The 23711-nt window shown below is 59.9% G+C and carries 23 protein-coding genes; 9 read left to right on the top strand and 14 right to left on the bottom strand.

Annotated features, from left to right (window positions below):
- Positions 1 to 23 precede the first annotated feature (23 nt).
- From JZI28_RS06795 to JZI28_RS06775, 5 genes are all read right to left on the bottom strand, one after another.
- Complete coding sequence (locus tag JZI28_RS06795; RefSeq protein ID WP_295453151.1) at positions 24 to 1442, bottom strand: TRAP transporter large permease; 1419 nt, start codon at positions 1440 to 1442, stop codon at positions 24 to 26.
- Positions 1442 to 2122 (bottom strand): TRAP transporter small permease, encoded by a 681-nt coding sequence (locus JZI28_RS06790; RefSeq protein ID WP_295453174.1) that lies wholly within the window; start codon positions 2120 to 2122, stop codon positions 1442 to 1444. Before JZI28_RS06790 ends, JZI28_RS06795 begins: the two co-directional genes overlap by 1 nt.
- A 147-nt stretch (positions 2123 to 2269) precedes the next feature.
- A complete protein-coding gene (locus JZI28_RS06785; protein WP_295453154.1) occupies positions 2270 to 3271 on the bottom strand; it encodes a DctP family TRAP transporter solute-binding subunit in 1002 nt (333 codons plus the stop codon).
- Positions 3272 to 3618: 347 nt separating this feature from the next.
- Positions 3619 to 4851: a sigma-54 dependent transcriptional regulator gene (locus JZI28_RS06780; RefSeq protein ID WP_295453156.1), complete on the bottom strand. Its 1233-nt coding sequence runs from the start codon at positions 4849 to 4851 to the stop codon at positions 3619 to 3621.
- The gene (locus JZI28_RS06775; RefSeq protein WP_348292738.1) at positions 4848 to 6587 is read right to left on the bottom strand and encodes an ATP-binding protein; all 1740 of its coding nucleotides are present in this window, start codon (positions 6585 to 6587) and stop codon (positions 4848 to 4850) included. Before JZI28_RS06775 ends, JZI28_RS06780 begins: the two co-directional genes overlap by 4 nt.
- Before the next feature lie 88 nt (positions 6588 to 6675).
- On the opposite strand from JZI28_RS06775, the gene JZI28_RS06770 reads away from it, so the two are divergent.
- Positions 6676 to 7857, top strand: coding sequence for a cytochrome P450 (locus tag JZI28_RS06770; protein ID WP_375699651.1), 1182 nt, complete (start codon positions 6676 to 6678; stop codon positions 7855 to 7857).
- 129 nt (positions 7858 to 7986) lie between these two features.
- On the opposite strand, the gene JZI28_RS06765 is transcribed toward JZI28_RS06770, so the two are convergent.
- Positions 7987 to 8454, bottom strand: a complete 468-nt coding sequence (locus tag JZI28_RS06765) for an Lrp/AsnC family transcriptional regulator (RefSeq protein WP_295453164.1) — start codon at positions 8452 to 8454, stop codon at positions 7987 to 7989.
- Between the two features lie 157 nt (positions 8455 to 8611).
- On the opposite strand from JZI28_RS06765, the gene cobA reads away from it, so the two are divergent.
- From cobA to JZI28_RS06735, 6 genes are all read left to right on the top strand, one after another.
- A complete protein-coding gene (gene cobA / locus JZI28_RS06760; protein WP_375699650.1) occupies positions 8612 to 9430 on the top strand; it encodes a uroporphyrinogen-III C-methyltransferase in 819 nt (272 codons plus the stop codon).
- Complete coding sequence (locus JZI28_RS06755; RefSeq protein WP_295453170.1) at positions 9430 to 9738, top strand: DUF2849 domain-containing protein; 309 nt, start codon at positions 9430 to 9432, stop codon at positions 9736 to 9738. The genes cobA and JZI28_RS06755 overlap by 1 nt, the downstream gene beginning before the upstream one ends.
- Complete coding sequence (locus JZI28_RS06750) at positions 9731 to 11395, top strand: nitrite/sulfite reductase (RefSeq protein ID WP_375699649.1); 1665 nt, start codon at positions 9731 to 9733, stop codon at positions 11393 to 11395. Before JZI28_RS06755 ends, JZI28_RS06750 begins: the two co-directional genes overlap by 8 nt.
- Before the next feature lie 4 nt (positions 11396 to 11399).
- Complete coding sequence (locus JZI28_RS06745; protein ID WP_375699648.1) at positions 11400 to 12173, top strand: phosphoadenylyl-sulfate reductase; 774 nt, start codon at positions 11400 to 11402, stop codon at positions 12171 to 12173.
- 5 nt (positions 12174 to 12178) lie between these two features.
- The gene (locus tag JZI28_RS06740; protein ID WP_353398782.1) at positions 12179 to 12580 is read left to right on the top strand and encodes a DUF934 domain-containing protein; all 402 of its coding nucleotides are present in this window, start codon (positions 12179 to 12181) and stop codon (positions 12578 to 12580) included.
- 146 nt (positions 12581 to 12726) lie between these two features.
- Complete coding sequence (locus tag JZI28_RS06735; protein ID WP_348151908.1) at positions 12727 to 13587, top strand: ferredoxin--NADP reductase; 861 nt, start codon at positions 12727 to 12729, stop codon at positions 13585 to 13587.
- Between the two features lie 160 nt (positions 13588 to 13747).
- Here JZI28_RS06735 and JZI28_RS06730 read toward each other — a convergent pair whose 3' ends face one another.
- A complete protein-coding gene (locus JZI28_RS06730) occupies positions 13748 to 14521 on the bottom strand; it encodes a mitofilin family membrane protein (RefSeq protein WP_375699647.1) in 774 nt (257 codons plus the stop codon).
- A 369-nt stretch (positions 14522 to 14890) separates the two neighbouring features.
- On the opposite strand from JZI28_RS06730, the gene infC reads away from it, so the two are divergent.
- Both infC and JZI28_RS06720 read left to right on the top strand, forming a co-directional pair.
- The gene (gene infC, locus JZI28_RS06725) at positions 14891 to 15439 is read left to right on the top strand and encodes a translation initiation factor IF-3 (RefSeq protein WP_297341861.1); all 549 of its coding nucleotides are present in this window, start codon (positions 14891 to 14893) and stop codon (positions 15437 to 15439) included.
- 142 nt (positions 15440 to 15581) lie between these two features.
- Positions 15582 to 16016 carry a hypothetical protein gene (locus JZI28_RS06720; RefSeq protein ID WP_375699646.1) on the top strand — a complete coding sequence of 145 codons (435 nt, stop codon included), beginning with the start codon at positions 15582 to 15584 and terminating at the stop codon, positions 16014 to 16016.
- 107 nt (positions 16017 to 16123) lie between these two features.
- Here JZI28_RS06720 and JZI28_RS06715 read toward each other — a convergent pair whose 3' ends face one another.
- The 7 genes from JZI28_RS06715 to JZI28_RS06685 all read right to left on the bottom strand — a co-directional run bounded on the left by JZI28_RS06715 (position 16124) and on the right by JZI28_RS06685 (position 23566).
- Complete coding sequence (locus JZI28_RS06715; RefSeq protein WP_348151899.1) at positions 16124 to 16915, bottom strand: FAD binding domain-containing protein; 792 nt, start codon at positions 16913 to 16915, stop codon at positions 16124 to 16126.
- 111 nt (positions 16916 to 17026) lie between these two features.
- Complete coding sequence (locus JZI28_RS06710; RefSeq protein ID WP_375699645.1) at positions 17027 to 19405, bottom strand: xanthine dehydrogenase family protein molybdopterin-binding subunit; 2379 nt, start codon at positions 19403 to 19405, stop codon at positions 17027 to 17029.
- A gap of 119 nt (positions 19406 to 19524) precedes the next feature.
- Entirely contained in the window at positions 19525 to 20010 is a 486-nt protein-coding gene (locus tag JZI28_RS06705) for a (2Fe-2S)-binding protein (protein ID WP_348151894.1), read from the bottom strand.
- A gap of 208 nt (positions 20011 to 20218) precedes the next feature.
- Positions 20219 to 21238 carry a molybdopterin-binding protein gene (locus tag JZI28_RS06700; RefSeq protein WP_375699644.1) on the bottom strand — a complete coding sequence of 340 codons (1020 nt, stop codon included), beginning with the start codon at positions 21236 to 21238 and terminating at the stop codon, positions 20219 to 20221.
- Positions 21235 to 22218 carry an XdhC family protein gene (locus JZI28_RS06695; protein WP_375699643.1) on the bottom strand — a complete coding sequence of 328 codons (984 nt, stop codon included), beginning with the start codon at positions 22216 to 22218 and terminating at the stop codon, positions 21235 to 21237. Before JZI28_RS06695 ends, JZI28_RS06700 begins: the two co-directional genes overlap by 4 nt.
- Before the next feature lie 202 nt (positions 22219 to 22420).
- Positions 22421 to 23011: a DUF6691 family protein gene (locus JZI28_RS06690; protein ID WP_375699642.1), complete on the bottom strand. Its 591-nt coding sequence runs from the start codon at positions 23009 to 23011 to the stop codon at positions 22421 to 22423.
- A gap of 3 nt (positions 23012 to 23014) precedes the next feature.
- On the bottom strand, positions 23015 to 23566 hold the full coding sequence (locus JZI28_RS06685) for a YeeE/YedE thiosulfate transporter family protein (RefSeq protein WP_375699641.1): 552 nt from the start codon (positions 23564 to 23566) through the stop codon (positions 23015 to 23017).
- Positions 23567 to 23711: the final 145 nt, after the last annotated feature.

Here is a 23711-nt window from a genome sequence, read left to right as displayed (position 1 = left end):
CCGCAGGTTACAGGCCGGACGCTTTAGTTGGTGATAATCTCAGGCCCCATAAGCGCATTGGGGATCAAGGTGCTCAGCCAGGGGATATATGTCACCATGATCAGGAAGACAAAAAGCACCGCCAGGAAGGGCAAGGCCGCCCGCACCACCGCCATCATCGGCATGCCTGCCACCCCGGAGGTAACAAAGAGGTTCAGGCCCACCGGCGGGGTAATCATACCGATTTCCATGTTCACAACCATGATGATGCCCAAATGGATCGGGTCAATGCCCAGCTCAATGGCAATAGGGAACACCAGCGGCGCCACGATTACCAACAATCCAGAAGGCTCCATGAACTGACCACCAATCAGCAGGATAATGTTCACCACGATCAGGAACATCACCGGCCCAAAACCTGCGGACAGCATCGCATTGGCGATATGCTGCGGCACCTGTTCATCGGTCAGCACATGTTTCAGGATCAGTGCATTGGCGATCACAAACATCAGCGTCACCGTCAGCTTGCCCGCATCAAACAGCGCTTTCTTGGTGTCCTTATGTGCCCAGACCGTCAGCAAAGCCTGCGGCGCCTGAAACACCGACCGGCGCGGGGTTTGTTCGGTTTCAGCCAAAGGCCCCATGTCACGATAGACAAAGGTGGCAACAAAGAAGGCATAGACCGAAGCCACAGCAGCCGCTTCCGTGGGGGTAAAGATGGCGTCTTCTTTATAAAGCCCCAGCTCCGCCGAGTACCAAGGGTAGCCATAGATACCCACCATGATGATCACGATCAGGAACAAACCCCAGAATGCCTCCCGGAACGAAGCACCAACTTCGCCCCAACCGGCCCAGGTGCCCTTGGGCATGTTTTTGATCCGGGCAATCACATAGATCGTCACCATCAGCATGATGCCTGCCAAAAGGCCCGGAATGATGCCAGCCAGGAACATCCGCCCCACCGAGACATCCACTGAGGCCGCATAGACCACCATGACGATCGAGGGGGGGATCAGGATGCCCAGGGTGCCGGCATTACAGATCACACCGGCTGCAAACTCCTTGGTGTAGCCCGCCTGGCGCATCGCTGCGATCACGATCGAACCGATAGCAACAACCGTGGCAGGCGAAGAGCCAGAGAGTGCCGCAAACATCATGCAGGCAAAAACACCGGCAATGGCCAGGCCACCCTGGAAATGCCCAACACAGGCGATGGAAAAGCGAATGATCCGCTGCGCCACGCCACCAGTGGACATAAAGGTAGAGGCCAGAATGAAAAACGGGATGGCCAGCAGGGTAAAGTGGCCTTCAAAGGCCTCAAACAGAGTGCCAGCAACGCTCGCCAGCGAACTGTCGGAATAAATCAGCAAAAACAGAACCGAGCTGAGGCCCAGCGAGATGGCAATCGGCACCCCGATCAACATCAGGCCAATCACCATCGCAAAGAGAAAAATTACATCCATCAGTTTTCTCCCTCGGTAGCCCGGGCGCGGGCCTCGTCCAACTCATCTTCGACCTCATGGCTGGCCACCAGCCGATCCGCCTCGCCGCGCAGCACCTGCATCAGGGCTTGGGAAAAGCGGAAAACCAGCAACAGCATTGACAGGGGCAACACCACATAGGGCACCACCTTGGGCAGTTTCTCGTAAGAGTCGCCGTAGTTGATCAGCTCTTCCAAAAAGCGGAAAAGACCCACCATGGGCACATCCTGCACCTCGTAAAAACTCTGGCTGCGCGCCTTCATGTCAAACCCGGTTGGAAACCAGCGGCCAGAGGTTGGCGGCAGATCCGCAAACACCGCCCAGTAGTCATAGGCGCCTTTCAGCAGCAGCAGGGAAAACACCAGGCAAGCCGCCGCAGCAACAAGCGCCACACCCCGGCGCGCCCCCGGTGACAGGATATTGACGATGGCATCCACGCCCAGGTGCGTATGGGTCTTAACCGCATAGGACGCCCCTAGTAGCACCAACCAGGCAAACAGGAAAACTGTCAGTTCCAGCGCCCAAAGGATATTGGAGTTAAAGGCAAATCGCGCGATTACATTGGCAAATGTTATCAGCGTCATCAGCCCCAGAAGCAACGCGATCAGCGTTTCTTCCAATGTGTTGATAAACCCGGACAGGCCGGTTCTTGCCCCGGACATAGTGGTCACCCCGATGATGTTGAGAAAGAAAAAGATCAGGCGGCGGATCCCCACGCCGCCTGAAAGTCCGGGGGCCTTGATCACACAGGATCATCCCCTCGGATGCGGCCCGCCAATTGGGCGGGTCCGCGTGTTACAACCAATCAATCAGTAATTGGCGTTGATCGCCTGTGCTGCGTCGATCTTGTCCTGACCAACGTCACCAGAGAACTGCTCCCAGACGGGCATCATGGTTTCAACCCAGGCCTGACGCTGTGCTGCATCCAGGCTGCGGACTTCGCCGCCGGCTGCGATGATGGCCGCTTTGGCATCGTTGTTGACCTGAGTGGACTCAGCGTTGCGGGTTTGGGTCACTTCCCCAAGGATCTGCAGGAATTGCTCCCGCACTGGGGCGTCCAGGCTTTCCAGCCAGTCCACATTGGTCACAACCAGATAGTCGATGATGCCGTGGTTGGTCTCGGTGACACCGTCCTGCACTTCAAAGAACTTCTTGCCGTAGATGTTGGACCAGGTGTTTTCCTGACCGTCGACAACACCCTGCTGCAGGGCACCGTAAACTTCGGAAAAGGCCATCTTCTGGGGCGAGCCACCGATGGCTTCCATCTGCGCCACCAGCACGTCAGAGGACTGAACACGGAACTTCAGACCATTGGCATCGGTCGGCGCGACCAGAGGCCGGTTCGCCGACATCTGCTTCATGCCATTGTGCCAATAGGCCAGCCCCTGCAGGCCACGGCGCTGCATGCTGTCCAGCAGCGCCTGCCCATCGGGCGAAGCCTGGAACGCGTCAACCGCATCAATGTTCTTGAACATGAAGGGCAGATCGAAAAGACGGAATTCCTTGGTGAACTTCTCGAACTTGGACAGCGACGGAGCCGCCAGCTGCACGTCGCCCTGCAACATGGCTTCCAGCACCTTGTTGTCGTTATAGAGGGTCGAGTTCGGGTAGACCTCCAGGCACATGGTGCCATTCATTTCGTCGTTGATGCGCTGTTCCAGCAAAGAGGCCGCGATCCCTTTGGGGTGCTTGTCTGTGTTGGTTACATGGCTGAATTTGACAACGATTTCGCCGTCATCGCAGGCAGCGCTAGCAGCGCCAGCGGTAACTGTCAGGGCCATCGCGGTGGCAGCAGCGGTTACAAACTTCATATCAATCCTCCCAGATTTCATCCTATCTCCTGCCATGGCAGAAGCCTCGGCCAAGGATTGCCAGTTGCGCGGCGCAGCTCAAGATTTGTTTTCAAGTCATCTTAAATTGAAATCTTTTATATATTTCACAGACGGTTACTTGAAACGCGCAGCAGCAGCCCCACGCGGGCACGACAGGGTTGTGCGAAATCTCGCACAGGGATTGCCAGCCTTGTGCGGAAAACCGCACAAAGCGACAACGCCTGATCTCACCTGAGCCACTGCCCGTGACCTGCAGGAATCGCCAAGCTGAGGACTGCCGGGGTGGTTGATTGCCAGGGCCGTTGGGTCGGGGGAGCGAGGCGAGATCAGGCGCGGCGATAATCCTCTGGGCGGATGCCATAGCGGGCCAGTTTGTCATAGAAGGTTTTACGCGGCAGTTTCAGCGCCTCAGCCGCTGCGGCGGCCCTGCCATTCTGACGTCCCAAAGCCGCGATCAAAAGTGAGCGCTCCACCTGGGCCATTTGCTCTGCCAGGCCCAGTTCGGTGGCACCGCTGATCTCATCCGGCATCCCCAGAACAAACCGCATGGCTGCCGACATCAGCGAGCGCGCATTGCCCGGCCAATCCTGCGCCATCAAACCCGCCAGATGTTCTTGGCTGATCTGCGGCGCCTCAATCCCGGCCTGTTCCGCGGCCTGAGCCACATACAGCCGGAACAACACCGGGATATCGCCAGGGCGCTCGGCCAGTGACGGAATACGCACCCGCATGCCTTCGAGCCGGTAATACAGGTCGGCGCCAAAACTGCCTGCTGCAACCAGCCCCGCCAGATCGGCGGTGCTGCCTGCAATCAGCCGTGTCTCGCCCCCCTGTTCGACCCAGTCCAGCACCGCATATTGCAGCGCTTCGGAGAGGGCAGAAATCTCATCCAGAAACAGCGATCCACCAGCGGCCTGCTGACACAGCTCCCGCAGGTCAGCGGTGCTCAGCCCCGCTGAGGGCGATTTGACAAAGGGCGCCTGGGCGCGCGGTGACATCAGGTGGATCACCTCTGCCACCTTGGAAATGCCGCTGCCGGCCGGCCCCGCCACCAAAACCTCGGCCGAGGTTGGAGCCACAGCGCGCACCCGCGCCCGCAGCTCATCGGATTGCTGGGAGGTGCCAAACAACATGCGCGCCGCCGGATCGCCCTCCTCCAGCTGTTGTTTAAAATCGCGGTTCTCCAGCACCAAGTGGCGGGTTTTCAAAGCCCGCTGCAGCGTCGTCAGCAGATCCGCAGTGACACAGGGCTTTTCCAGAAAGCCAAAGGCCCCCCGTGACATCGCCTTGACCGCCATGGGAATATCCCCCTCACCGGTCAACAGGATCACCGGCAGGTCGTCGTCAATGCCGCTCACGTAGTCCAGCAGGTGAAACCCATCCCGACCCGGCATCCGAATATCGGACAGGATTACCCCGTCAAACTCGGCAGTGATCAAATCCTTTGCCACCACAAAGGACCCCGCAGTAATGGCTTCCAGATCATTCAGCTCCAGCGTCTGCGCCAAGGCCTCACGCAGGGCGGCATCGTCATCGACGACCAAAACCTTCCGGGTCATATCGCGGCATCCTCATTCCAGCGGTCCAGCTCGACAGTGAATACGGCACCGCGCGTACCATTCCTGCCGTGGATATTGCCGCCAAAGCTCTGCAACAACCCATAGGATATCGACAGCCCCAGCCCCATGCCCTCAGAGCTGCTCACCACCTTGGTCGAGTAAAACGGATCAAACATCTTTTCCGGTTCTTTAATGCCTGGGCCAATATCAGACACCACCACCGCGAGCCGGTCTCCAGCCTCCAGGGTTATGGTGATGGCGCGGCTGTCCTGGCCCAACATTGCATCAGCCGCATTATTGATAAGATTGACAAAAACCTGTGTCAGTCGCACTTCACCGCCCCAGGCATAGATCGGGTCTTCCCCCACTGGCGGGCTCCAGCGGAGCGTCACCGCGTCGGTTTCCAGGCGTGAGGCTGTCAGCTCCACCGCGGTATTGATGACCTGCACCAGATCCACCCGCGCCATCGGCTCGTTCTCATTGCGCGAAAAGGCCCGCAGGTTTTTGATGATCCGCGCCATGCGCGCCGACATGCCTGCAATACGCGTCAGATTTTCCCCCACCCGGTCGATCTGGCCCCGTTGCAAGAAAGCATCGCCATTTTCGGCAAATTGCTGGATCGCCATCAGTGGCTGGTTCAGCTCATGGCTGATCCCCGCAGACATCTGCCCCAAGGCCGAAAGCTTTCCCGCCTGGACCAGCTCTTCTTGCGCCTTCTTCAAGGCAGCCTCTGCATCCTGGCGTTCACTGACTTCGCGCCGCAGCTGGCTGTTGGTGGATTGCAGTGCACGGGTACGGGTTTCAACGCGGCTTTCCAACACCGCGTTGGCCTCGGCCAGGGTTCGGCGCCGCTCCATGGTCAGAAACAGAAAACTGCCAAAGGCAAGGCAGAGTGCCGCCAGCGCCGCAGCCTGAAGCAGAGCCAATCTGCGGGCCGGGGCCACATCCACCAGGATCTGTCCCGTCAGACCGATGACCGGCAGATCTACCGTCAAATGCAGGGCGCGACGGGGCAGATAGGCGCTGCCAGAGAGCGTCCAGATCTCGTACTCACCCTGGGTATAGACCTCATAGTCCAGTTTTTCCTCCGCAGCCCCTGCATTGGCGCCCGCCTCTTGCCCCTGATGCCAGAACAGCAGCTCTGGCCGGTTTGAGATAAAAACCTCGCCATGGTCATTGGTAAAAAACACCGCAGGCAAAGAGCCCTGCCAGGTCTGCTCCACGTCTTCGACATCCGCCACCACCACCAGCACCCCGGACACCCCGGCTCCTGGCGCAAAGTTGGGGGCGGCATAAAAATAGGCGCGACGGCCGTTTTCAGCCAAGACATCCGACCCAACCCCCAGCGCGCCCTGCATGGCGCGCCGGAAATAGTCCGCATCGGCAATATCGCCCCCGGTGACACCCGCCGCCGCGACCAGCACTGCGCCACTGGTATCCGCATAAAACACATCCAAAGCAGAGGTTTTGTCGGCAATGCTGCGCAACACCCACTGCGCAGCCTGCCGTTCTGCTTCGCTCTCCAGCTGTTCCAAAACCGGGTGATCTGCGGTCAGAACCGCAAGCTCTTGATAGATCTGCAACTGGGTGCTGACCCGATCCGAGGCCAATGCAAGGTCCGCAACGCTGCGCTCCGCCAGGGACTCAAGCGCCTGGCGGTACCCATAAATCCAGGTCGCTCCGACTATACAAGATACTGCAAGGGCAACCCCCAGCAGCAACGGCCATCTTTGCATCAGTTTTTGCTCTCTTTTGACCCGAAGTTTTTTCCCAGTCTAGCAAGACTGAGCTTGCAAAGACCACCCATGAAGGCAAAGTCGGGCAATGAAAACAGTCAGCCAATCCCCGACCGATCCCGCCTTTGTGCAAGACCCGTACCCCTTTTATCACAGGGCCCGTGCCCAGGCTGGATTAAATTATTGGCAAGACTACGGCATGATAGCCGCCTTTCGCCGCGCCGCTGTTCACATGCTGCTGCGTGATCGCCGTTTTGGCCGTGAGATGCCGCCGGAACTGGCCACTGCCGCGCCGCAGCACCTTGCGCCCTTCCTGGCGCTTGAGGCCCATTCCATGCTGGAGGTGGAACCACCCCGCCATACCCGGCTGCGCAAACTGGTGATGCGCGCCTTTACCTCCCGCGAGATCAAGGCGCAGCAAGCCGGCATTGCCGCGCTTTGCCACAGCCTGATTGATGCCTTCCCCGATACGCCCTTTGATCTGCTCTCGGCCTATTGCACCCAGGTGCCGATAATCACCATCTGCCGCCTGCTTGGCGTGCCCACCGAGATGGCACCACAGCTGCTGCGCTGGTCCCACGATATGGTGGCCATGTATCAGGCCGCCAGAACCCCAGAGACCGAACAGGCCGCCGCTAGCGCCGCGCAGGACTTCACCGCGTTTCTGGCCGAGTATGTGCACAAACGCCGCTCAGAGCCCGCAGATGACCTGATTACCCGGCTGATTGCCGCAGAGGAGCAAGGCGACAAACTCACCACCGACGAGCTGATCGCCACCTGTGTCCTGTTGCTCAATGCGGGCCACGAAGCCACGGTGCATGCCCTTGGAAATGGTGTCAAAACCCTGTTGCAGCAGGGCTGGGATCCGGCTTGGCTGGCGCCTGCAGGCATCGAAAACCTGGTCGAAGAGATCCTGCGCTTTGACCCACCTTTGCATCTGTTCACCCGCTACGCCTATGAAGAGGCAGAGGTCATGGGCCACACCTTTCAACGCGGCGATCAGGTGGCGCTGCTGCTGGCCTCGGCCAACCGGGATCCCGCTGCCGAAGACGACGCCGAGCTCTTTGACCCCAGCCGCCCGGCACGCACCAATATGTCCTTTGGCGGCGGGCTGCACTTCTGCGTCGGCGCCCCTCTGGCGCGGCTGGAAATGCAGATTGCACTGCCCATCCTGTTCCAGCGCTGCCCCGATCTGAAACTCGCCGCTGACCCTCGCTACAGCAACAGCTACCATTTTCACGGACTGTCTGAACTTCAGGTAACGCTCTAGCTCCGGCTCTCGGTTCTCGGCTCAAGCAGGAGGGGGGGCAAAAGCCCAGCCAAGCCACCAGGCCCGGCGTTCTGCGTCGCGGCGCCACAGGCAGAAATAGGCGCGCGGTAGCGCCCCTTTTGGCAGGGGTTAGCTCTCCAGTGGCAGCATAGTGGTGGACTTGATCTCTTCCATCGACAAAAGCGCCGTTACATTATGCACCTTCACCTCTGAAATCAGCGCCTGGTAAAACACATCATAGGCCCGCGCGTTTTGCACCCGCACCTTGAGAATATAGTCGATATCCCCCGCCAGCCGATGCGCCTCCTGCACTTCCGGGCGGTCGCGCAAAGCCTTCAGAAACTTGGCCTGCCAATCCGCCTCATGCTCTGAGGTGCGGATCAATACAAAAAAACAGGCCTCAAACCCCAGCGCCTCTGCATCCAGTACCATGGTCTGCTGACCAATCACCCCGGCCTCGCGCAATTTGCGGATCCGATTCCACACAGGGGTCTTGGAACTGCCCACCTGACGGGCGATTTCATCCAGCGATTGCCCCGCATCGCGCTGCAGCTCCGCCAGAATTTTCCGGTCTGTCACATCGATCCGTGCTGTCATTCTCAATTTCCCTCCACTTTAGGACAAACCTGCCTGCGACCACCGTCAGTTGGAACAAACCACCTTATTCACTCTGACATATAGCGCAATAGCGGGAATATTTCCTATATACACTCGTAAGTCAAACAACAGCCAAACAACAGCAAAGAGGCCAGACATGACCGGTCCAATGACACATACCGCCAATTCCCCCGCGCACAGCCGCAGCGGCATGTGTTGCCTGAACCGCGGCCAAGTGGCCTTTGCCGGCTCTGGTCCCGGCGATCCTGAGCTGCTGACCCTCAAGGTGGCACGCGCGCTGCAAGAGGCGGATGTGATCTTGTTCGACCGGCTGGTCAGCGCCGAGATCCTGGCGCTTGCAGGGGCGCAGGCGCAGCTGGAAGACGTCGGCAAAGAGGGCTTTGGTCCCTCGATGAGCCAGGAAGATATCTGCGCCCGTATGGTTGCCCATGCCCAGGCCGGCCACAAGGTTCTACGCCTGAAATCCGGTGATCCCACCATCTTTGGCCGCCTGGACGAGGAGCTCACCGCCTGCGAAGAGGCCGGGGTCGCCTATCAGATCATGCCCGGTATCACCGCAGCCTCTGCCGCCGTTGCCAGTATCGGCCAGAGCCTGACCCAGCGGGGGCGCAACTCCTCGGTGCGCTTTCTCACTGGCCATGACACCCGTGGCTTTGCCGATCAGGACTGGGCCGCTCTGGCCCGCCCCGGCGAGGTCGCAGCCATCTACATGGGCAAGAAATCCGCCCGTTTTGTGCAGGGCCGCATGATCATGCATGGCGCCAATCGCGCCACGCCGGTCACGGTGATCGAAAACGCCTCGCGCGCCAATCAGCGGGTGTTGGAGACCACCCTGGAACGCCTGCCAACAGATCTCGCCGCAGCGGATTTTGATGGTCCCGCTCTTACCTTTCTTGGGCTTGCGCCGCGCCAAAGCCTGGCCGCCCTTTCAGACCTAAACATGGAGCTTGCATAATGGCCCGTCCCTTCACCCCCAAAGTCATCACCGCCAATGATCTTCTGGAAGGCGATGTGATCTACTTCCAGGCCGACAACAGCTGGACCCGCGATCTCGCCCAGGCGGAATTGATCGTCGATGAAGCCGAAGCGCAGCTGCGCCTGCTGGAGGCTGAAAAGCAAAATATCCGCATCGTCGGCGCCTATCTGGCCGATGCCAAGGCCGGCCCCAACGGCCCGGAACCGGTGCATTTCCGCGAAGATTTCCGCCGCAAAGGCCCATCCAACTACAGCCACGGCAAACAGGAGGCCGCAGCCCATGTATAAGTACAACGCCTTTGACGAGGCCTTTCTGGCCGAACGCAACGCCCAGTTCCGCGCCCAGGTTGCCCGCCGCATTGATGGCTCGCTCACCGAGGATGAATTCAAACCCCTGCGCCTGATGAATGGCGTCTATCTGCAGCTGCACGCCTATATGCTGCGGGTTGCGATCCCCTATGGCACGCTGAACTCTGACCAGATGCGCGCCCTGGCGCTGCTGGCCGAGAAGTGGGACAAGGGCTATGGCCACTTCACCACCCGCCAGAACATCCAGTACAACTGGCCCAAGCTGAACGACATCCCCGATATGCTGGATGCCCTCGGCGAAGTCGGCCTGCACGCAATCCAGACCTCTGGCAATACCATCCGCAACACCACCGCAGACCACTTTGCCGGCGCCGCCGCGGATGAGCTGACAGACCCGCGTCCCTATGCAGAACTGATCCGCCAGTGGTCCACCGACCACCCCGAGTTTCAGTTCCTGGGCCGCAAGTTCAAAATCGCCATCACCGGCAGCCCAAATGACCGGGCCGTGACCAAAGCCCATGACGTGGGTCTGCGTATGGTCGAGCGCGACGGTGAGATCGGCTTTGAGGTCATCGTCGGCGGTGGCCTGGGCCGCACCCCCATGGTGGGCAAAGTCATTCGTGACTTCCTGCCGCAGCCGGATCTGCTGCCCTATCTGGAATCCGTTCTCAGCGTCTATAACGTGCTGGGACGCCGCGATAACAAATACAAGGCCCGCATCAAGATCACCGTGCAGGAAAACGGCATCGAAAAAGTCCGTGAGCTGGTCGAGGCCCGCTTTGCAGAGCGTCGCGGCGAGTTTGACGGCACCGATCAGGCGCTGCTGAACGAGATCAAGACCCATTTTGCGGCCCCTGCGTTCCGCTCTGGCGACATCAGCACCTATGACGCCGCCTATGCATCGGATCCGGTATTTCGCGCCTGGGCCGATACCAACCTGGCCGCACACCGCGACCCCAACCATGCCATCGTCACCATCTCGATCAAGGCCCATGGCCAAACCCCAGGGGATGCCAGCGCTGAACAGATGCGGGTTATGGCGGATCTGGCGCAGGAATTTGGCTATGATGAGCTGCGCATAAGCCACCAGCAGAACGTGATCATTCCCCATGTGCATAAATCCGACCTGCCCGCGCTGCATGCGCGTCTGAAACAGCACGCTCTGGCCACCGCCAATATTGGCCTGATCTCGGACATCATCGCCTGCCCCGGCATGGATTACTGCGCCCTGGCAACCGCGCGCTCGATCCCGGTGGCGCAGGAAATCGCCAGCCGCTTTGATGATCTGAAGCTGGAGCATGACATCGGCCATCTGCAGATCAAGATCTCGGGCTGCATCAACGCCTGTGGTCACCACCACGTGGCCCATATCGGCATTCTTGGTCTGGATCGCGCCGGGGTGGAGAACTACCAGATCACCCTGGGGGGCGATGCCACGGAAACAGCCGCGATCGGCAAACGGACAGGCCCTGGCTTTGCCTATGATGAGATCGTCCCCGCCGTTGAACGGCTGGTTGAAACCTATCTTGCGATCCGCAGCGGGGAAGACGAGACCTTCCTTGAGACCTATCGCCGTCTTGGCATGGAGCCCTTCAAATCCGCGCTCTATCCCGAGGCTCAGAAAAAGGTGGCCTAGCCCCATGGTGAACCTCGACACGTATAACGCGGATGCGGATGGGCTTGCGGCCTCTGCCGCGCCGCTCAACGATAAGGTTGCGGGTCTCAACGCCCGCTTCCGCCACCACTCCGCCACGGCGGTGATGCAGGGCGCCCTGCAGGATGCCGGCAATATCGCGCTGGTCTCCAGCTTTGGCGCTGAATCGGTGGTGCTGTTGCATATGGCTGCCGTCATCGACCCGATGGTGCCGGTGCTGTTTGTCGACACCGAGCTGTTGTTCACCGAAACGCTGGTCTACCAGCAGGAGGTGAGCGAACGTCTGGGGCTGCGCAATGTGCAGATCGTCAAGGCGGCAGATATCGCCGCAAAAGACCCCTATGGCGCGCTGCGGTTCTCGGATACCGATGCCTGCTGCGCCCTGCGTAAAACCGCGCCGCTACAGGCCGCCTTAGACGGTTTTGACGGCTGGATCACCGGGCGCAAGCGCTTTCAGGCGGGCAGCCGGGCCGCGCTGGATTTCTTTGAAGTCGAAGAAACCGCTGCAGGCGCAACCGGGCGTATCAAGATCAACCCGCTGGCCCATTGGGCACCGGAAGACGTGCGGGCCTATATGACAGAAAACCGCCTGCCGCGTCATCCGCTGGTGGCCAAGGGGTATCCGTCAATCGGCTGTGCCCCCTGCACCTCTCCGGTTGCCGCAGGCGAAGATCCCCGCGCCGGACGCTGGCGTGACCAAAGCAAGGAAGAATGTGGCATTCACGTTGTGAACGGCCAGTTCATCCGCACAGGAGCATGAGTGATATGACTGTAATCGTAACCGACGCGGGGTTTGGCCCGGAAACCTGGACCGCAGGTTTTGAGGGCGCAAATGCCTTGGACCTGACCTCTGATGCGGATCCTGCGGCACTCTCGGCTTGTATCGAAGGCGCAGAAATCATCCGCATTGATTTCCCCAGCTTTGCCGATGGCCGGGGCTTCACCCTGGCGCGGCAACTGCGCCTGATGGGCTATACGGGCCGTTTGCGCGCCAAGGGCCATGTGCTGGCTGACCAATATGCCATGGCGCGCCGCACCGGCTTTGACGAGGTAGAAATCAGCGATGATATCGCTGCCCGTCAGCCGCAGGAACAATGGCTTGCCCGGGCGCAATGGAGCGCCCATAACTATCAGGCCCGCCTGCGCGGTGGCTCCTCCGCCCGCTAAGCCAGCCGCCTCTCCCTGTCAGATCAGCCCCAGACTGTGTCTCCCCTGCGTCCACGACGCTGCGGCGTTACAGTTTCTGGGGCTTCCCCTGACCTACATCAAAGATTAATCAGAGGTGCCGGTTTAACAGACCGGTAGTGCAACCGATGAACGAGATTTTGCCTGTGACCGATGCTGTGACCGATACGCCTGTAAAGGCCACCCCCGCCCTGCCCGACGCCCAGACCGTAACTGAGGTGACGCATTGGACGGACAAACTGTTTTCCTTCCGCTGTACCCGCCCGGCCAGCCTGCGCTTTCGGTCGGGTGAATTTGTGATGATCGGATTGATGAACGACCCCGATCCCAAAACCGGCAAGGTAAAGCCGCTGCTGCGCGCCTATTCCATCGCGTCACCCTCTTGGGATGAGGAAATGGAGTTCTATTCCATCAAGGTCGAAAACGGCCCGCTGACCTCGCGCCTGCAGCACATCAAGGTCGGTGACGAAATCATCCTGCGCCCCAAACCGGTGGGCACCCTGGTGCATGACGCGCTGATCCCCGGCAAACGCATTTGGTTCTTTGCCACCGGCACCGGCTTTGCGCCCTTTGCCTCGCTGCTGCGCGAACCCCAGACCTATGAGGACTACGAAGAGGTCATCATCACCCACACCTGCCGCACCGCCGGTGAGCTGACCTATGGCCGCGAGCTGATCGAAAGCCTGAAGGACGACGAGCTGCTCAATGAGGTGATTGGGGAGGGCTTCTGGAAGAAGATCAAATACTACCCCACCACCACCCGCGAAGAGAGCCCCAAGATGGGCCGGATCACCGATCTGATCAACTCTGGCGAGGCCTATAAGGATCTCGATGTGACGCCGCTCTGCCCGGACAATGACCGTGCGATGATCTGTGGCAACATGGCCTTCAATCTCGAGCTGAAAGCCATGCTAGAGGAGGCCGGTCTGGAAGAAGGCGCCAACTCCAAGCCTGCGCAATATGTGGTGGAAAAGGCCTTTTTGGACTGATCCCTCCAAAGGCACAGCTCCCCAAAAGCCCGGCTGCCGCCCCAGAGGCTGCCGCCAATGTACAATAGAAAACGGGCAGCGACCTAGCAAGGACGCTGCCCGTTCTGTATTCAGCCCGACCTCTATTCAGTCCGGTCCGTTCTCAGTGCGAGTTGAGGCTTTACAGCCCCAGCGCCGCCTTCACCTGATCCAACACAGCCGACAGCTGTTCAGGATTGTCCTTGGCCTTGGTCAGCGCACTGCTCAGCGCGGTTTTCTTCAGCGCGTCCAGCTCTGAGCCGTTGATCATCTCGATCACCTTGTCAAAGTCAAACCCATCCTGGCTGAGGTACTTGCTCATCCCTTCCATGGCAGAGCTGGTTTCGGCAGCGGTCTCGGTCGCGGCTTCTGTGGCAGTTTCCGTCACAGCCTGTGTCGCGGCCTCTGTGGTTTCAGTAGCGGTCTCTGTAACAGCGCTGGCCGCGTCAGTTGCAGCCTCTGTAGCTGCATCAGCTGCGTCAGTTGCGGTCTCTGTGGCCGCCTCAACAGCAGAGCTGGCTCCTTCGGTGACGGCCTCAGTGGCGGCCTCAACAGCGGCACTGGCCGCCTCGGATGCTGCCTCGCCAGCTTCAACCGCCTCGCCAACCGCTTCAGCGGCAACGTTGCCAGCCTCAGTTGCTGCCTCTGTGGCAGTTTCAGTCACCTGCTCAACAACGGATTCCGCTGCCTCGGTTGCCGTTTCCACCGCCTCTTCAACAGCAGAGCCCGCCTCTTCGACGACCTCTTCCGCTTGTTCTGCAACGGTTTCCTCAGTCACCTCCTCAGCAACCGGTTCGACTGCGGCGGGTGCCTGTTCTTCTACAGCCAGGGGGGCCGCAGGTTTTTGGCTTTGGACATAGAAATAGCCCCCTGCCGCAACAACGCCCAATCCCAAAATGACAAAAATCGGCTTCATGACCTGTCTCCTTTTGTTGCACTGCATTTTTGCAGGCTTGATGTCAGGCAGGTGCGCTCTCTGGTCACTTTTCACAAGGGGGAATAACCAGCTCTCTGTCCCATCAGCCCAACCCCGCCGGCAGACTCAGTCCCGATTTGTGCAGGTTTCATTTGCAGATTGCCGCCGCTTGCGCCACTTGTGCTTGACCATGAGCGTGGGAAATCCGCGATCCCCGGCCAAAATCGCGGATCTCGCAGCTAAAAGCAGCTAAAAAGTGACAAACTCCTGGGAATTCCGATCTAAGGGTCACTGTTGCCGCTTGAAACATTCCACCGTTCCGTTTAAGTTCCGGGCTCGAAATTCGGCAATAATCAAAGGATCAAAGCCATAGCCCGCAGACCTCATAATGCGCCGCCACAACGTGATACTGGCCCGCGCACGAACGAAAAAATTCGCGCCTCTGAAATTCGCCTGATTGGCGCTGATGGCGAAAATGTCGGGGTTGTGCACCCTGCCAAGGCTATGGACATGGCAAATGAGGCCGGTCTTGATCTGGTTGAAATTTCGCCCAACGCGACCCCTCCTGTCTGCAAGATCATGGACTTTGGTAAGTTCAAATACGAGCAGCAGAAACGGGAAAGCGAAGCGCGTAAAAAGCAGAAAATCATTGAGGTCAAAGAGGTCAAATTCCGGCCAAATACTGACACCAATGACTATGAAGTCAAAATGCGCAACGTGTACAAATTCCTGGAAACCGGCGACAAGGTGAAAATCACCCTGCGCTTCCGGGGCCGCGAAATGGCACACCAGAATCTGGGCCGCCAGCTGCTGGAACGCGTCGCCGAAGACGTAAAGGAACTGGGCAAGGTTGAAAACATGCCCAAAATGGAAGGCCGCCAGATGGTCATGATGATCGGGCCGCTGCCACAGAAATAGGCCAGCCCTGGTAGATCGTCATGCCCCCGGATGCCTTGCGCTCCGGGGGCATTTCTTTGTCTAGCTCCCCACCAGCCCAGTTGGTCTCATGGGACGCAGGGCGAGGTTTCGCCCCGCCTTTGCACGTTTACAGGCTGCGAATATGCGAATTGATCTTCTAAAAAGTCCAATCCTTCACATTCTCTCAGGCCTTGCCACCGGCCTGCTGATGAGCGGTGTGTCCATCGCCAGCCTGCCTTTCCCGCTCGTCCTGTCGGCGACAGCAGGCGCCTGCCTCGCCCTTGCGCTGATCTCCCGCGCAACCCTCAAGCGGCAGTGGTACAATCTTTCCATTCTTCGCGGCCTGCTGACCGGTCGCAGCAATATCCCCCGCGAAAGGGTACAAGCCCTGTTCATGGGGGCCGCTTTGCAGGGGTTTGTGATGGCGGCCAGCGGTCATCTTGCCGGGCGCATGCTGCTTTGGCCAGCCCTGGGCCAGCCAGAGCACCCACCCGAATACAATCAGGCCCTTTTGGTTGGCACAGTTGCGCTGATCGGGAACCTCATATTCCAACGCCTGCGCAAACAGGCGCGATAGCCCCCTCCTTTGCTTGCCCCCCGGGTGCTCCCCTGTTTTGCTCTACAGAAAAAGGCCAGGCGGATTCCCCTCCGCCTGGCCTCCTCACTTTTAAATCATTCAAGACTTTAACTGGCGGCGGCAACGGCCCGCTTGGTCAGCACAGCAATAAGATGCGCCCGATAGGCTTTGGAGCCATGGATATCCGCCATCATGCCATCGGCCTCCACCGACAGGCCCTCCAGTGCAGCGGCACTGAAATTGCCGTTCAATGCGGCCTCGGCTTCCGACCAGCGAAACACCCCCTCTTCCGAGGCGCCTGTGACCGCAACCCGCACACCCTCAGCAAATTTGGCAACAAAGACACCAACCAAGGCAAAGCGCGAGGCCGGCTGGACAAACTTCTGATAGTTGGCCACCTCCGGCACAGGCATGCGCACCTGGGTTACGATCTCACCCTCCTCCAGTACCGTGGTAAACAGCCCGTCAAAATAGTCATCCGCCGCGATTTCACGCGCATTGGTCACAATGGTGGCGCCACTGGCCAGGGCGGCAGCCGGATAACAGGCCGCCGGATCATTATTGGCAAGCGAGCCGCCAATGGTGCCGCGATTGCGCACCGCAGGATCACCGATCTGCCCCGCCAAAGCGGCCAGCGCCGGATAGGCCGCAGCTGCCTCGGCGGCCACCACCCCATGCGGCGTTGCGCCGCCAATGCTGACAGTGCCACTCTCTACGCTGACGCCCTGCATCTCGGCGATACCGCTCAACGAGACCAGTTTGGAGGGGCTGGCCAAACGCTGCTTCAGCGTCGGGATCAAAGTTTGCCCACCGCCCAGCGCCTGGGCCTCATCATCGCTGCCCAGAGCAGCTACCGCATCAGCGATACTGGTGGGTCTTTCGACATCGAAATTATACATTCCGCTTTTCCTTCCCAGAACCGGGTCTCCCGGCCCTTTCATCTTTCCAAAAATACCTCGGGGAGCACGAGGGGCAGCGCCCCTCGCCCATCACCTTATCCCGAAGCTTTGCTATTCATTCATTGCCGACCAGACCCGCGCCGGGCTCAACGGCATATCCACATGGGTGATATCCTTACCCATCGAACGCAGCGCATCGACCACCGCATTGACCACAGCCGGTGGCGAGCCAATCGCCCCTGCCTCACCGCAGCCTTTTACCCCCAGGGGGTTATGGGTACAGGGTGTCTGGCAGGAATGGTCCACCTGATAAAACGGCAGATCATCCGCCCGTGGCATGGCATAGTCCATGTAAGAGGCTGACAACAGCTGCCCATCCTCGTTATAGACGGCCGCCTCCAGCAACGCCTGGCCGATACCCTGGCCAATACCGCCATGCACCTGGCCTTCTACGATCATCGGATTCACCACATTGCCGAAGTCATCGGCCGCAGCAAAGCGTTCAATGCTGACCTTGCCGGTCTCCGGATCCAGCTCAACCTCGCAGGCATAGGCGCCCGACGGGTAGGTAAAGTTGGCCGGATCATAAAACGCAGTTTCCTCCAGGCCGGGTTCGATATCTTCCAACGGGTAGTTGTGCGGCACATAGGCCGCCAGAGTCACATCGCCCCAGGCGAGGGACTTATCCGTGCCCGCAACCGAGAACTGGCCGTCCTTCAGCTCAATATCCGCGTCCGAAGCCTCAAGAATATGCGCCGCGATCTTCTTGGCCTTGGCGATGATCTTCTCGGTGGCGCGCACCATGGCAGAGCCGCCAACCGCCAGCGAGCGGGAGCCATAGGTGCCCATGCCCATCGGCGTATTCGCAGTATCACCGTGCACGATTTCCACCATGCTCTCGTCGATGCCGATCATTTCCGCGATCACCTGCGGGAACGAGGTCTCATGCCCCTGCCCGTGGCTGTGAGAGCCCGTCATTACCACCAGTCCACCAGTGGCATTGACCCGCACTGTGGCGCTTTCATACAGGCCCGCCCGGGCGCCAAGCTGGCCAACCAGGTTGCTTGGCGCGATACCGCAGGCCTCGATGTAGCAGTTCACACCCAGACCACGCACTTTACCCTTGGCCTCACTGGCGCTCCGACGCGCGGCAAAGCCCGCAAAATCGGCAATCTCTTCCAGCTTATCCATGGTGGCGTTGTAGTCACCGGTGTCATATTCCACCGCCACCGGAGTGGCATAGGGGAACTCGGTGATAAAGTTCTGACGACGCAGCGCGACAGGATCGACGCCCAACTCAAGTGCCGCCTTATCAATCACCCGCTCTAGCTGGTAAGTGGCTTCGGGACGGCCTGCACCGCGATAGGCATCCACCGGCACGGTATTGGTGAACACCGCCTTGACGTTCACATAGATCAGCGGCGTCTTGTAGTTGCCGGCCATCAGGGTGCCATGCAGCCAGGTCGGCACCGAGGGCGCAAAGGTCGACAGATAGGCGCCCATATTGGCATAGGTATCGGTGCGCAGCGCGGTAAAGTTGTTATCCGCGTCCAAGGCCAGCTGAATGGTGCTGACGTGATCCCGGCCATGGGCATCCGAAATAAAGGCTTCTGACCGCGAAGAGGTCCATTTCACCGCCCGGTTCAAGGCCTTGGCGGCAAAGGTACAAAAGGCCTCCTCGGCGTAGTGGAAGATCTTGGTGCCAAAACCGCCGCCCACATCAGGTGCAATGACGCGCAATTTGTGCTCTGGGATGCCCAGAACAAATGCGCCCATCAACAGCCGGATCACATGGGGGTTTTGTGAGGTGGTATAGAGCGTGCTGTCGCCAGTGGCGCGATTAAAATCGCCCACTGCCACCCGTGGCTCCATGGGATTGGCAATCAGCCGGTTGTTGACCAGCTCCAGCGTCGTCACATGGGCGGCATTGGCAAAGGCCTCTTCAACCGCGGGCTTGTTTTCTTCCACAAACCCCCAGTCGTAGCAGAGGTTCGAGGTCAGATCGTCATGCACCTTGGTGGCGCCGTCTTTGACCGCCTCTTTCATGTCGATAACCGCTGGCAGCTCTTCCATGTCCAGCTCGATCGCCTCGGCAGCGTCGCGCGCCTGTTCAGCAGTATCGGCAACCACGGCTGCAATGGCATCACCCACATAGCGCACCTTGCCCTGAGCCAGGACCGGGTGGGCCGGCTCCTGCATCACTTCGCCATGTTTATCGGTGATTTGCCAGCCGCAGGGAATGCTCCCGACGCCTTCAAAATCAGCGCCAGTGAACACCCGCACCACGCCAGGCATGGCCGAGGCTGCGGTTGTATCAATCGAATTGATCCGGCCATGCGCCATATCCGAGCGCAGGAAATGCACATAGGCCTGGCCACGCAGATTGATATCATCGGTGTAATTTCCGGTTCCCGTCAGGAACCTGACGTCCTCGCGCCGCTTTGGACTGGCGCCGATGCCGCTTTCAATAGGGCCACCATCTTTAGGCATATTCAAATCTCCTCCCTGGAGGGTGCAGCCTGTGGCGCACCTCTTGGTTATGCAGTTTGATCATTGCGTCTTGGTATCTACCGGGGCCACACCTCCCAATGGGGCCCAGCAGGGCCGCCTTATTCGGCGGCGATCGCGGAGACGTCCTGACCGGATGCGGCCATGATCGCCTTGACGATATTGTGGTAGCCAGTGCAGCGGCAAATATTGCCTTCGAGATACTCACGGATCTCCTGCTCGCTGGGCTTTGGGTTTTCTTTCAGCAGGGCTGCGGTCGACATCACCATGCCCGGCGTGCAGAACCCGCACTGCAACCCGTGGTGGTCCTGAAACGCTTGCTGGATGGTGTTGAGCGTGCCATCTGGCGCCGCCTGGCCTTCGATGGTGGCAACCTCCGCGCCCTCGGCTTCGACGGCCAGCATGGTGCAGGATTTCACCGCAACGCCATTTACATGCACGACGCAGGCACCGCATTGGCTGGTATCACAGCCCACATGTGTTCCGGTAAACCCCAGTTCTTCGCGCAGGAACGACGACAGCAGCGTGCGGCCCTCTGCGTCACCGTGCGCGGGTTTACCGTTCACGGTCATTGAGACCTTGGTCATGTATTCCTCCCATTTGCTACTTTTATTGGCTGGGGGAAGTTAAGCACGGGATCACGCCAGCGCGAACCCCTTTATACGCTCCGTCACAAACAATTTTACTGCTTGGCAAAATCTCGCCCCCGGCAGGAAACGCCGCCACAGGCGCCGCCGCGCAGTCACCAAAGCCGCCCCCGGCCCAGCGCCCATTTCAGCAGCATCAGGCGCATTTTTAATCAGAGCGCCGCGGCATGGGACGGGTGGGAATTTCCTTGAGCAGGCCACCAACCCCCATCGCTGCAATATCCGCGCCAGAGACGGCACAGCCGCACAGCACCCGCTCCAGCACCCAATCGGCGCCGTTCAGCGCGGGCGAGCGCGCGCACCCCGGCAAGCCAATCACCGGCCGCCCCTGATACTCCCCTAAGAAGAGCAGATTGCCCGGATCCACCGGCATGCCAAAGCGGGTCACGCTGCCCCCGGCCCGGCGCAGCGCCTGCGGGGCGACATCCATGACATCCGAGGTGGCCGAACCCGTAAGGATCAACAGTACCTCGCCCGGAGCCGTAGCCAGCGCCGAGGCCAGTTCGGCTTCGTCATGGCGCACGATCACCCTTTCGCTCAACATCACTCCCATACGCTGCAACCGGCCCGCCATCGCCCGCCGCCCCTTGTCCGGCGGGATGTCCCTGCTGACGCGGGTTTCGATCAGGCTGGCTGAACTATAAACTGGTGGGAGAATGCGCAATGCCCCCGCCGCGCCAGTCCCGGCGCGCTGCAGCGCCGCTGCCGCCACCCCGTAAGATATGATCTTGATGGTGGCGATCATCCCATCCGCATCAACCCGGTGATAATCCGGCACGGTGGCGATGGTGATCATCGGATCAACACCATTCAGCGCCTCAAGGGCTGCCCGCTCCAGCCGGACCAGACCAGCGCCCAGCGCATAAAGATTGACCCGGCCCGCGCCAGCACCGGAAATGCGAATGCCCTGCCCTTCCTCATCCGGCACCAGGGCCTGTGCCAGCGCCAAAGCGGCTACATCTTCGTGCAGATCGCCCTCTTGCAGTCGCGCCACGGTGATCTCGCCATGACCTTCTTCAGCCAGATCCGCCAGGTGTTGCGCCGTAAGAAAAGTACCCTTGGGGATGCGATAGCACAGACCAGTGCCATAGGGCGGCTGCGCGGCCTGCATCGAATGGGCCAGGATTGCGCCCTCGGCCTGGGCGACCTGAACGGTGCCAAACTTCATCCGGTTTTTCCGCGCAGCACCGCTGTCATCTCCGCCAGGATTGCCACGGCGATCTCTGCCGGACCTGCAGCGCCGATATCCAGCCCCACCGGGCCATGAATACGATCGATGTCCTGGGCGCCAAAGCCTGCCGCCAACATCCGCTCAACCCGTTTTGCATGGGTCCGCTTGGAGCCCAAGGCGCCAATGTAGAAACATTTCTGGCGCAGCCCCGCCTCCAGTGCGGGATCGTCCAGTTTTGGATCATGGGTGAGCAACACCAGCGCGGTACGTGCATCCAGCCCCAACGCCGCCACGGCCTCATCCGGCCAATCCTCCAGCAGGGTCACACCGGGAAAGCGGTCGGGCGAAGCAAAGGCTGCACGTGGATCAATTACCGCCGCATCATAGCCCGCCAGCTGCGCCATGGGCACCAGTGCCTGGGCAATATGCACCGCCCCCACCACAATCAGTTTCAGCGGTGGATTGTGCACCGCAACAAAGGTCTCACCGTCCTCTTCCACCCCGGAGCGGTCCAATCGCATCCGTTCGGGATAGGCCTCACGCAGCACCGCGCCAATACCCGTGGTCAGGTTCACCTCATAGGCCACCTGGTCGCGCGCCTTCTGCGCTGCCACCAGATCCGCCAGCAGGTCCACAGGCATCGATCCACCCACAGGTTCGACCAGAATGCGGATGGTGCCACCACAGGCCAGCCCAACGGCAAAGGCGTCGCCATCGCTGACGCCATATTCCAGCACGCGGTGTTTTCCATCGGCCAGCGCCTCTTGCGCCTCCATCACCACGGCGCCCTCGACGCAGCCGCCCGAAACAGAGCCCTCTAGGCGACCATCACCGCTGACCACCAACTGCGCCCCAACCCGGCGCGGCGCTGACCCCCAGGTCTGCACCACTGTGGCCAGCGCCGCGCCGCACCCGGCCTGGTGCCAGTCCAATGCGATCTCCGCCGCGCCGGCGGGGCTGGTGGTGTCTTTGGTCATATGTCCTCCGCTCAGGCCTGGTCGTGCCTGTCTTTGCCCGGAGTGTGCGCATCCGTCAGAGAGGTTTCAAGCTGCAAAACCCATAGGTGCAAAAAACATAGCGGCACCTGCAGTTGCCTACAGATGCCGCCTGAACCAGCCTGCGCTCAGCCGTTTCGCATAAAGCGCGTCATATTTTGCCGCGCCTTTGCGGCTTGCGCGTTTACTCTGCGGGCTGGGTAACGGGCCCCGTGCCGATGATCCGCTCGGGCAGAGCAAAGGCGAGGATGATAAAGACTGCCCCGAGCAAAAGGCCCAGCAAATCCCCTGGCAGCGCGGTCAGGCCCTCGTATTTGGCCCCTGGAACCGCACCCAGGGTGACTTTGCCGCCAGCCACGCTGTCCAGCAGCCCGCTGGCTTTCCAGCTGGGGTAGGTCAGCATATAGGCGGCAGCGCCAAACAGGCCACCCGCGATAAAGAACAAAGCGTCCTTGCGCCCCGAGGCCGCTGCAACAACGCCGGTGCCAGGACAATAGCCTGCCAGCGCCCAGCCGGCGCCCAGCATCAGCCCACCGATAAAGACCCCGATATAGGCCGATTTGACCGACATATGACCAACATCCACCAGGCCCAGCATCTGACCGCCAAACATCAACACGGATCCGGTGCCGATCGCCAGCATGATCGTTTTTGCCAAGTTCAGATTGGTAAGGTTCAGCATCTTGCCAATGTAGCTTGGATTGGAGGCGCCGACCCGGTCAAGCACCGCCCCAAAGGCAGCCCCAATCATCAGTGCAAGGATAATAGACGTCATGGCTCAGGCCTCCTTTTTGAACAAAATCAGGGATACAGGGACGGCAGCTGCAAAGGCACCAGCCGCAAAAATATAGCCCGACAGCGCCGTCTGCATCATACCCGACATCATATGGCCAGAGGTACAGCCCCCTGCCAGGCGCGCCCCATAAAGCACAATAAACCCGCCCAGAAACACCGCCGCGTAGCGCAGCGCCGGGCCCTCACCAAAGTTGGCCCGCCAGAGCGCCGGCACAGAGCGCTCGACCGCGCCCAGCCCGCCACGCAGCCGCATGGAGGTAAAACCGCCCAGCGCCATCGCCAGTACAAAGACAAAGCTGTAGTTCAGCGGATTGGCCACTGATTTGGCATATTTGCCGCCGGACTTTGCCAGATAGGCATTGGTTGAGGTGTAGCCCTCCTCCGTTTGGGTCACCAGTTCAGTATTGACCACATCGCCCAGGATCCCATCCAAGATCACAAACTGGGTCGAGACCCCAATCGGTTTGACCAATAGCACCGCCAGGAAGAACACCAGCCCCAGAAAGAGCCCTCCCGCTTTCCAATTCATTGGCATTGTTCGCCCTCCTATTACATTCTTAAAATCAGATATATCTAGAGGCGTGCAGCCGCGACTTGATCAAAATCAAATCACATTCAATTTGTGGAATTTTATATCTCCTTGGCTTTTAGCCTACACCCCCTACCATCAGCACACCCAG

The sequence above is a fragment of the Pseudophaeobacter sp. TrK17 genome (assembly GCF_042192375.1).
In the GTDB taxonomy this organism is placed as follows: domain Bacteria; phylum Pseudomonadota; class Alphaproteobacteria; order Rhodobacterales; family Rhodobacteraceae; genus Pseudophaeobacter.
Note: the sequence above shows the minus strand (reverse complement) of the source record. Positions and strands in the feature narration are given on the sequence as shown.

What these genes read in the sequence shown, in the direction of transcription:
- JZI28_RS06690 (WP_375699642.1), bottom strand. Translation starts at nt 23,011, where the DNA reads ATGACGTCTATTATCCTTGCACTGATGATTGGGGCTGCCTTTGGGGCG.
- JZI28_RS06770 (WP_375699651.1), top strand. Translation starts at nt 6,676, where the DNA reads ATGAAAACAGTCAGCCAATCCCCGACCGATCCCGCCTTTGTGCAAGAC.
- JZI28_RS06695 (WP_375699643.1), bottom strand. Translation starts at nt 22,218, where the DNA reads ATGACCAAAGACACCACCAGCCCCGCCGGCGCGGCGGAGATCGCATTG.
- JZI28_RS06765 (WP_295453164.1), bottom strand. Translation starts at nt 8,454, where the DNA reads ATGACAGCACGGATCGATGTGACAGACCGGAAAATTCTGGCGGAGCTG.
- JZI28_RS06740 (WP_353398782.1), top strand. Translation starts at nt 12,179, where the DNA reads ATGACTGTAATCGTAACCGACGCGGGGTTTGGCCCGGAAACCTGGACC.
- cobA (WP_375699650.1), top strand. Translation starts at nt 8,612, where the DNA reads ATGACCGGTCCAATGACACATACCGCCAATTCCCCCGCGCACAGCCGC.
- JZI28_RS06705 (WP_348151894.1), bottom strand. Translation starts at nt 20,010, where the DNA reads ATGACCAAGGTCTCAATGACCGTGAACGGTAAACCCGCGCACGGTGAC.
- JZI28_RS06710 (WP_375699645.1), bottom strand. Translation starts at nt 19,405, where the DNA reads ATGCCTAAAGATGGTGGCCCTATTGAAAGCGGCATCGGCGCCAGTCCA.
- JZI28_RS06720 (WP_375699646.1), top strand. Translation starts at nt 15,582, where the DNA reads ATGCGAATTGATCTTCTAAAAAGTCCAATCCTTCACATTCTCTCAGGC.
- JZI28_RS06780 (WP_295453156.1), bottom strand. Translation starts at nt 4,851, where the DNA reads ATGACCCGGAAGGTTTTGGTCGTCGATGACGATGCCGCCCTGCGTGAG.
- JZI28_RS06745 (WP_375699648.1), top strand. Translation starts at nt 11,400, where the DNA reads ATGGTGAACCTCGACACGTATAACGCGGATGCGGATGGGCTTGCGGCC.
- JZI28_RS06735 (WP_348151908.1), top strand. Translation starts at nt 12,727, where the DNA reads ATGAACGAGATTTTGCCTGTGACCGATGCTGTGACCGATACGCCTGTA.
- JZI28_RS06775 (WP_348292738.1), bottom strand. Translation starts at nt 6,587, where the DNA reads ATGCAAAGATGGCCGTTGCTGCTGGGGGTTGCCCTTGCAGTATCTTGT.
- JZI28_RS06700 (WP_375699644.1), bottom strand. Translation starts at nt 21,238, where the DNA reads ATGAAGTTTGGCACCGTTCAGGTCGCCCAGGCCGAGGGCGCAATCCTG.
- JZI28_RS06790 (WP_295453174.1), bottom strand. Translation starts at nt 2,122, where the DNA reads ATGTCCGGGGCAAGAACCGGCCTGTCCGGGTTTATCAACACATTGGAA.
- JZI28_RS06715 (WP_348151899.1), bottom strand. Translation starts at nt 16,915, where the DNA reads ATGTATAATTTCGATGTCGAAAGACCCACCAGTATCGCTGATGCGGTA.
- JZI28_RS06795 (WP_295453151.1), bottom strand. Translation starts at nt 1,442, where the DNA reads ATGGATGTAATTTTTCTCTTTGCGATGGTGATTGGCCTGATGTTGATC.
- JZI28_RS06685 (WP_375699641.1), bottom strand. Translation starts at nt 23,566, where the DNA reads ATGCCAATGAATTGGAAAGCGGGAGGGCTCTTTCTGGGGCTGGTGTTC.
- JZI28_RS06785 (WP_295453154.1), bottom strand. Translation starts at nt 3,271, where the DNA reads ATGAAGTTTGTAACCGCTGCTGCCACCGCGATGGCCCTGACAGTTACC.
- JZI28_RS06750 (WP_375699649.1), top strand. Translation starts at nt 9,731, where the DNA reads ATGTATAAGTACAACGCCTTTGACGAGGCCTTTCTGGCCGAACGCAAC.
- JZI28_RS06730 (WP_375699647.1), bottom strand. Translation starts at nt 14,521, where the DNA reads ATGAAGCCGATTTTTGTCATTTTGGGATTGGGCGTTGTTGCGGCAGGG.
- JZI28_RS06755 (WP_295453170.1), top strand. Translation starts at nt 9,430, where the DNA reads ATGGCCCGTCCCTTCACCCCCAAAGTCATCACCGCCAATGATCTTCTG.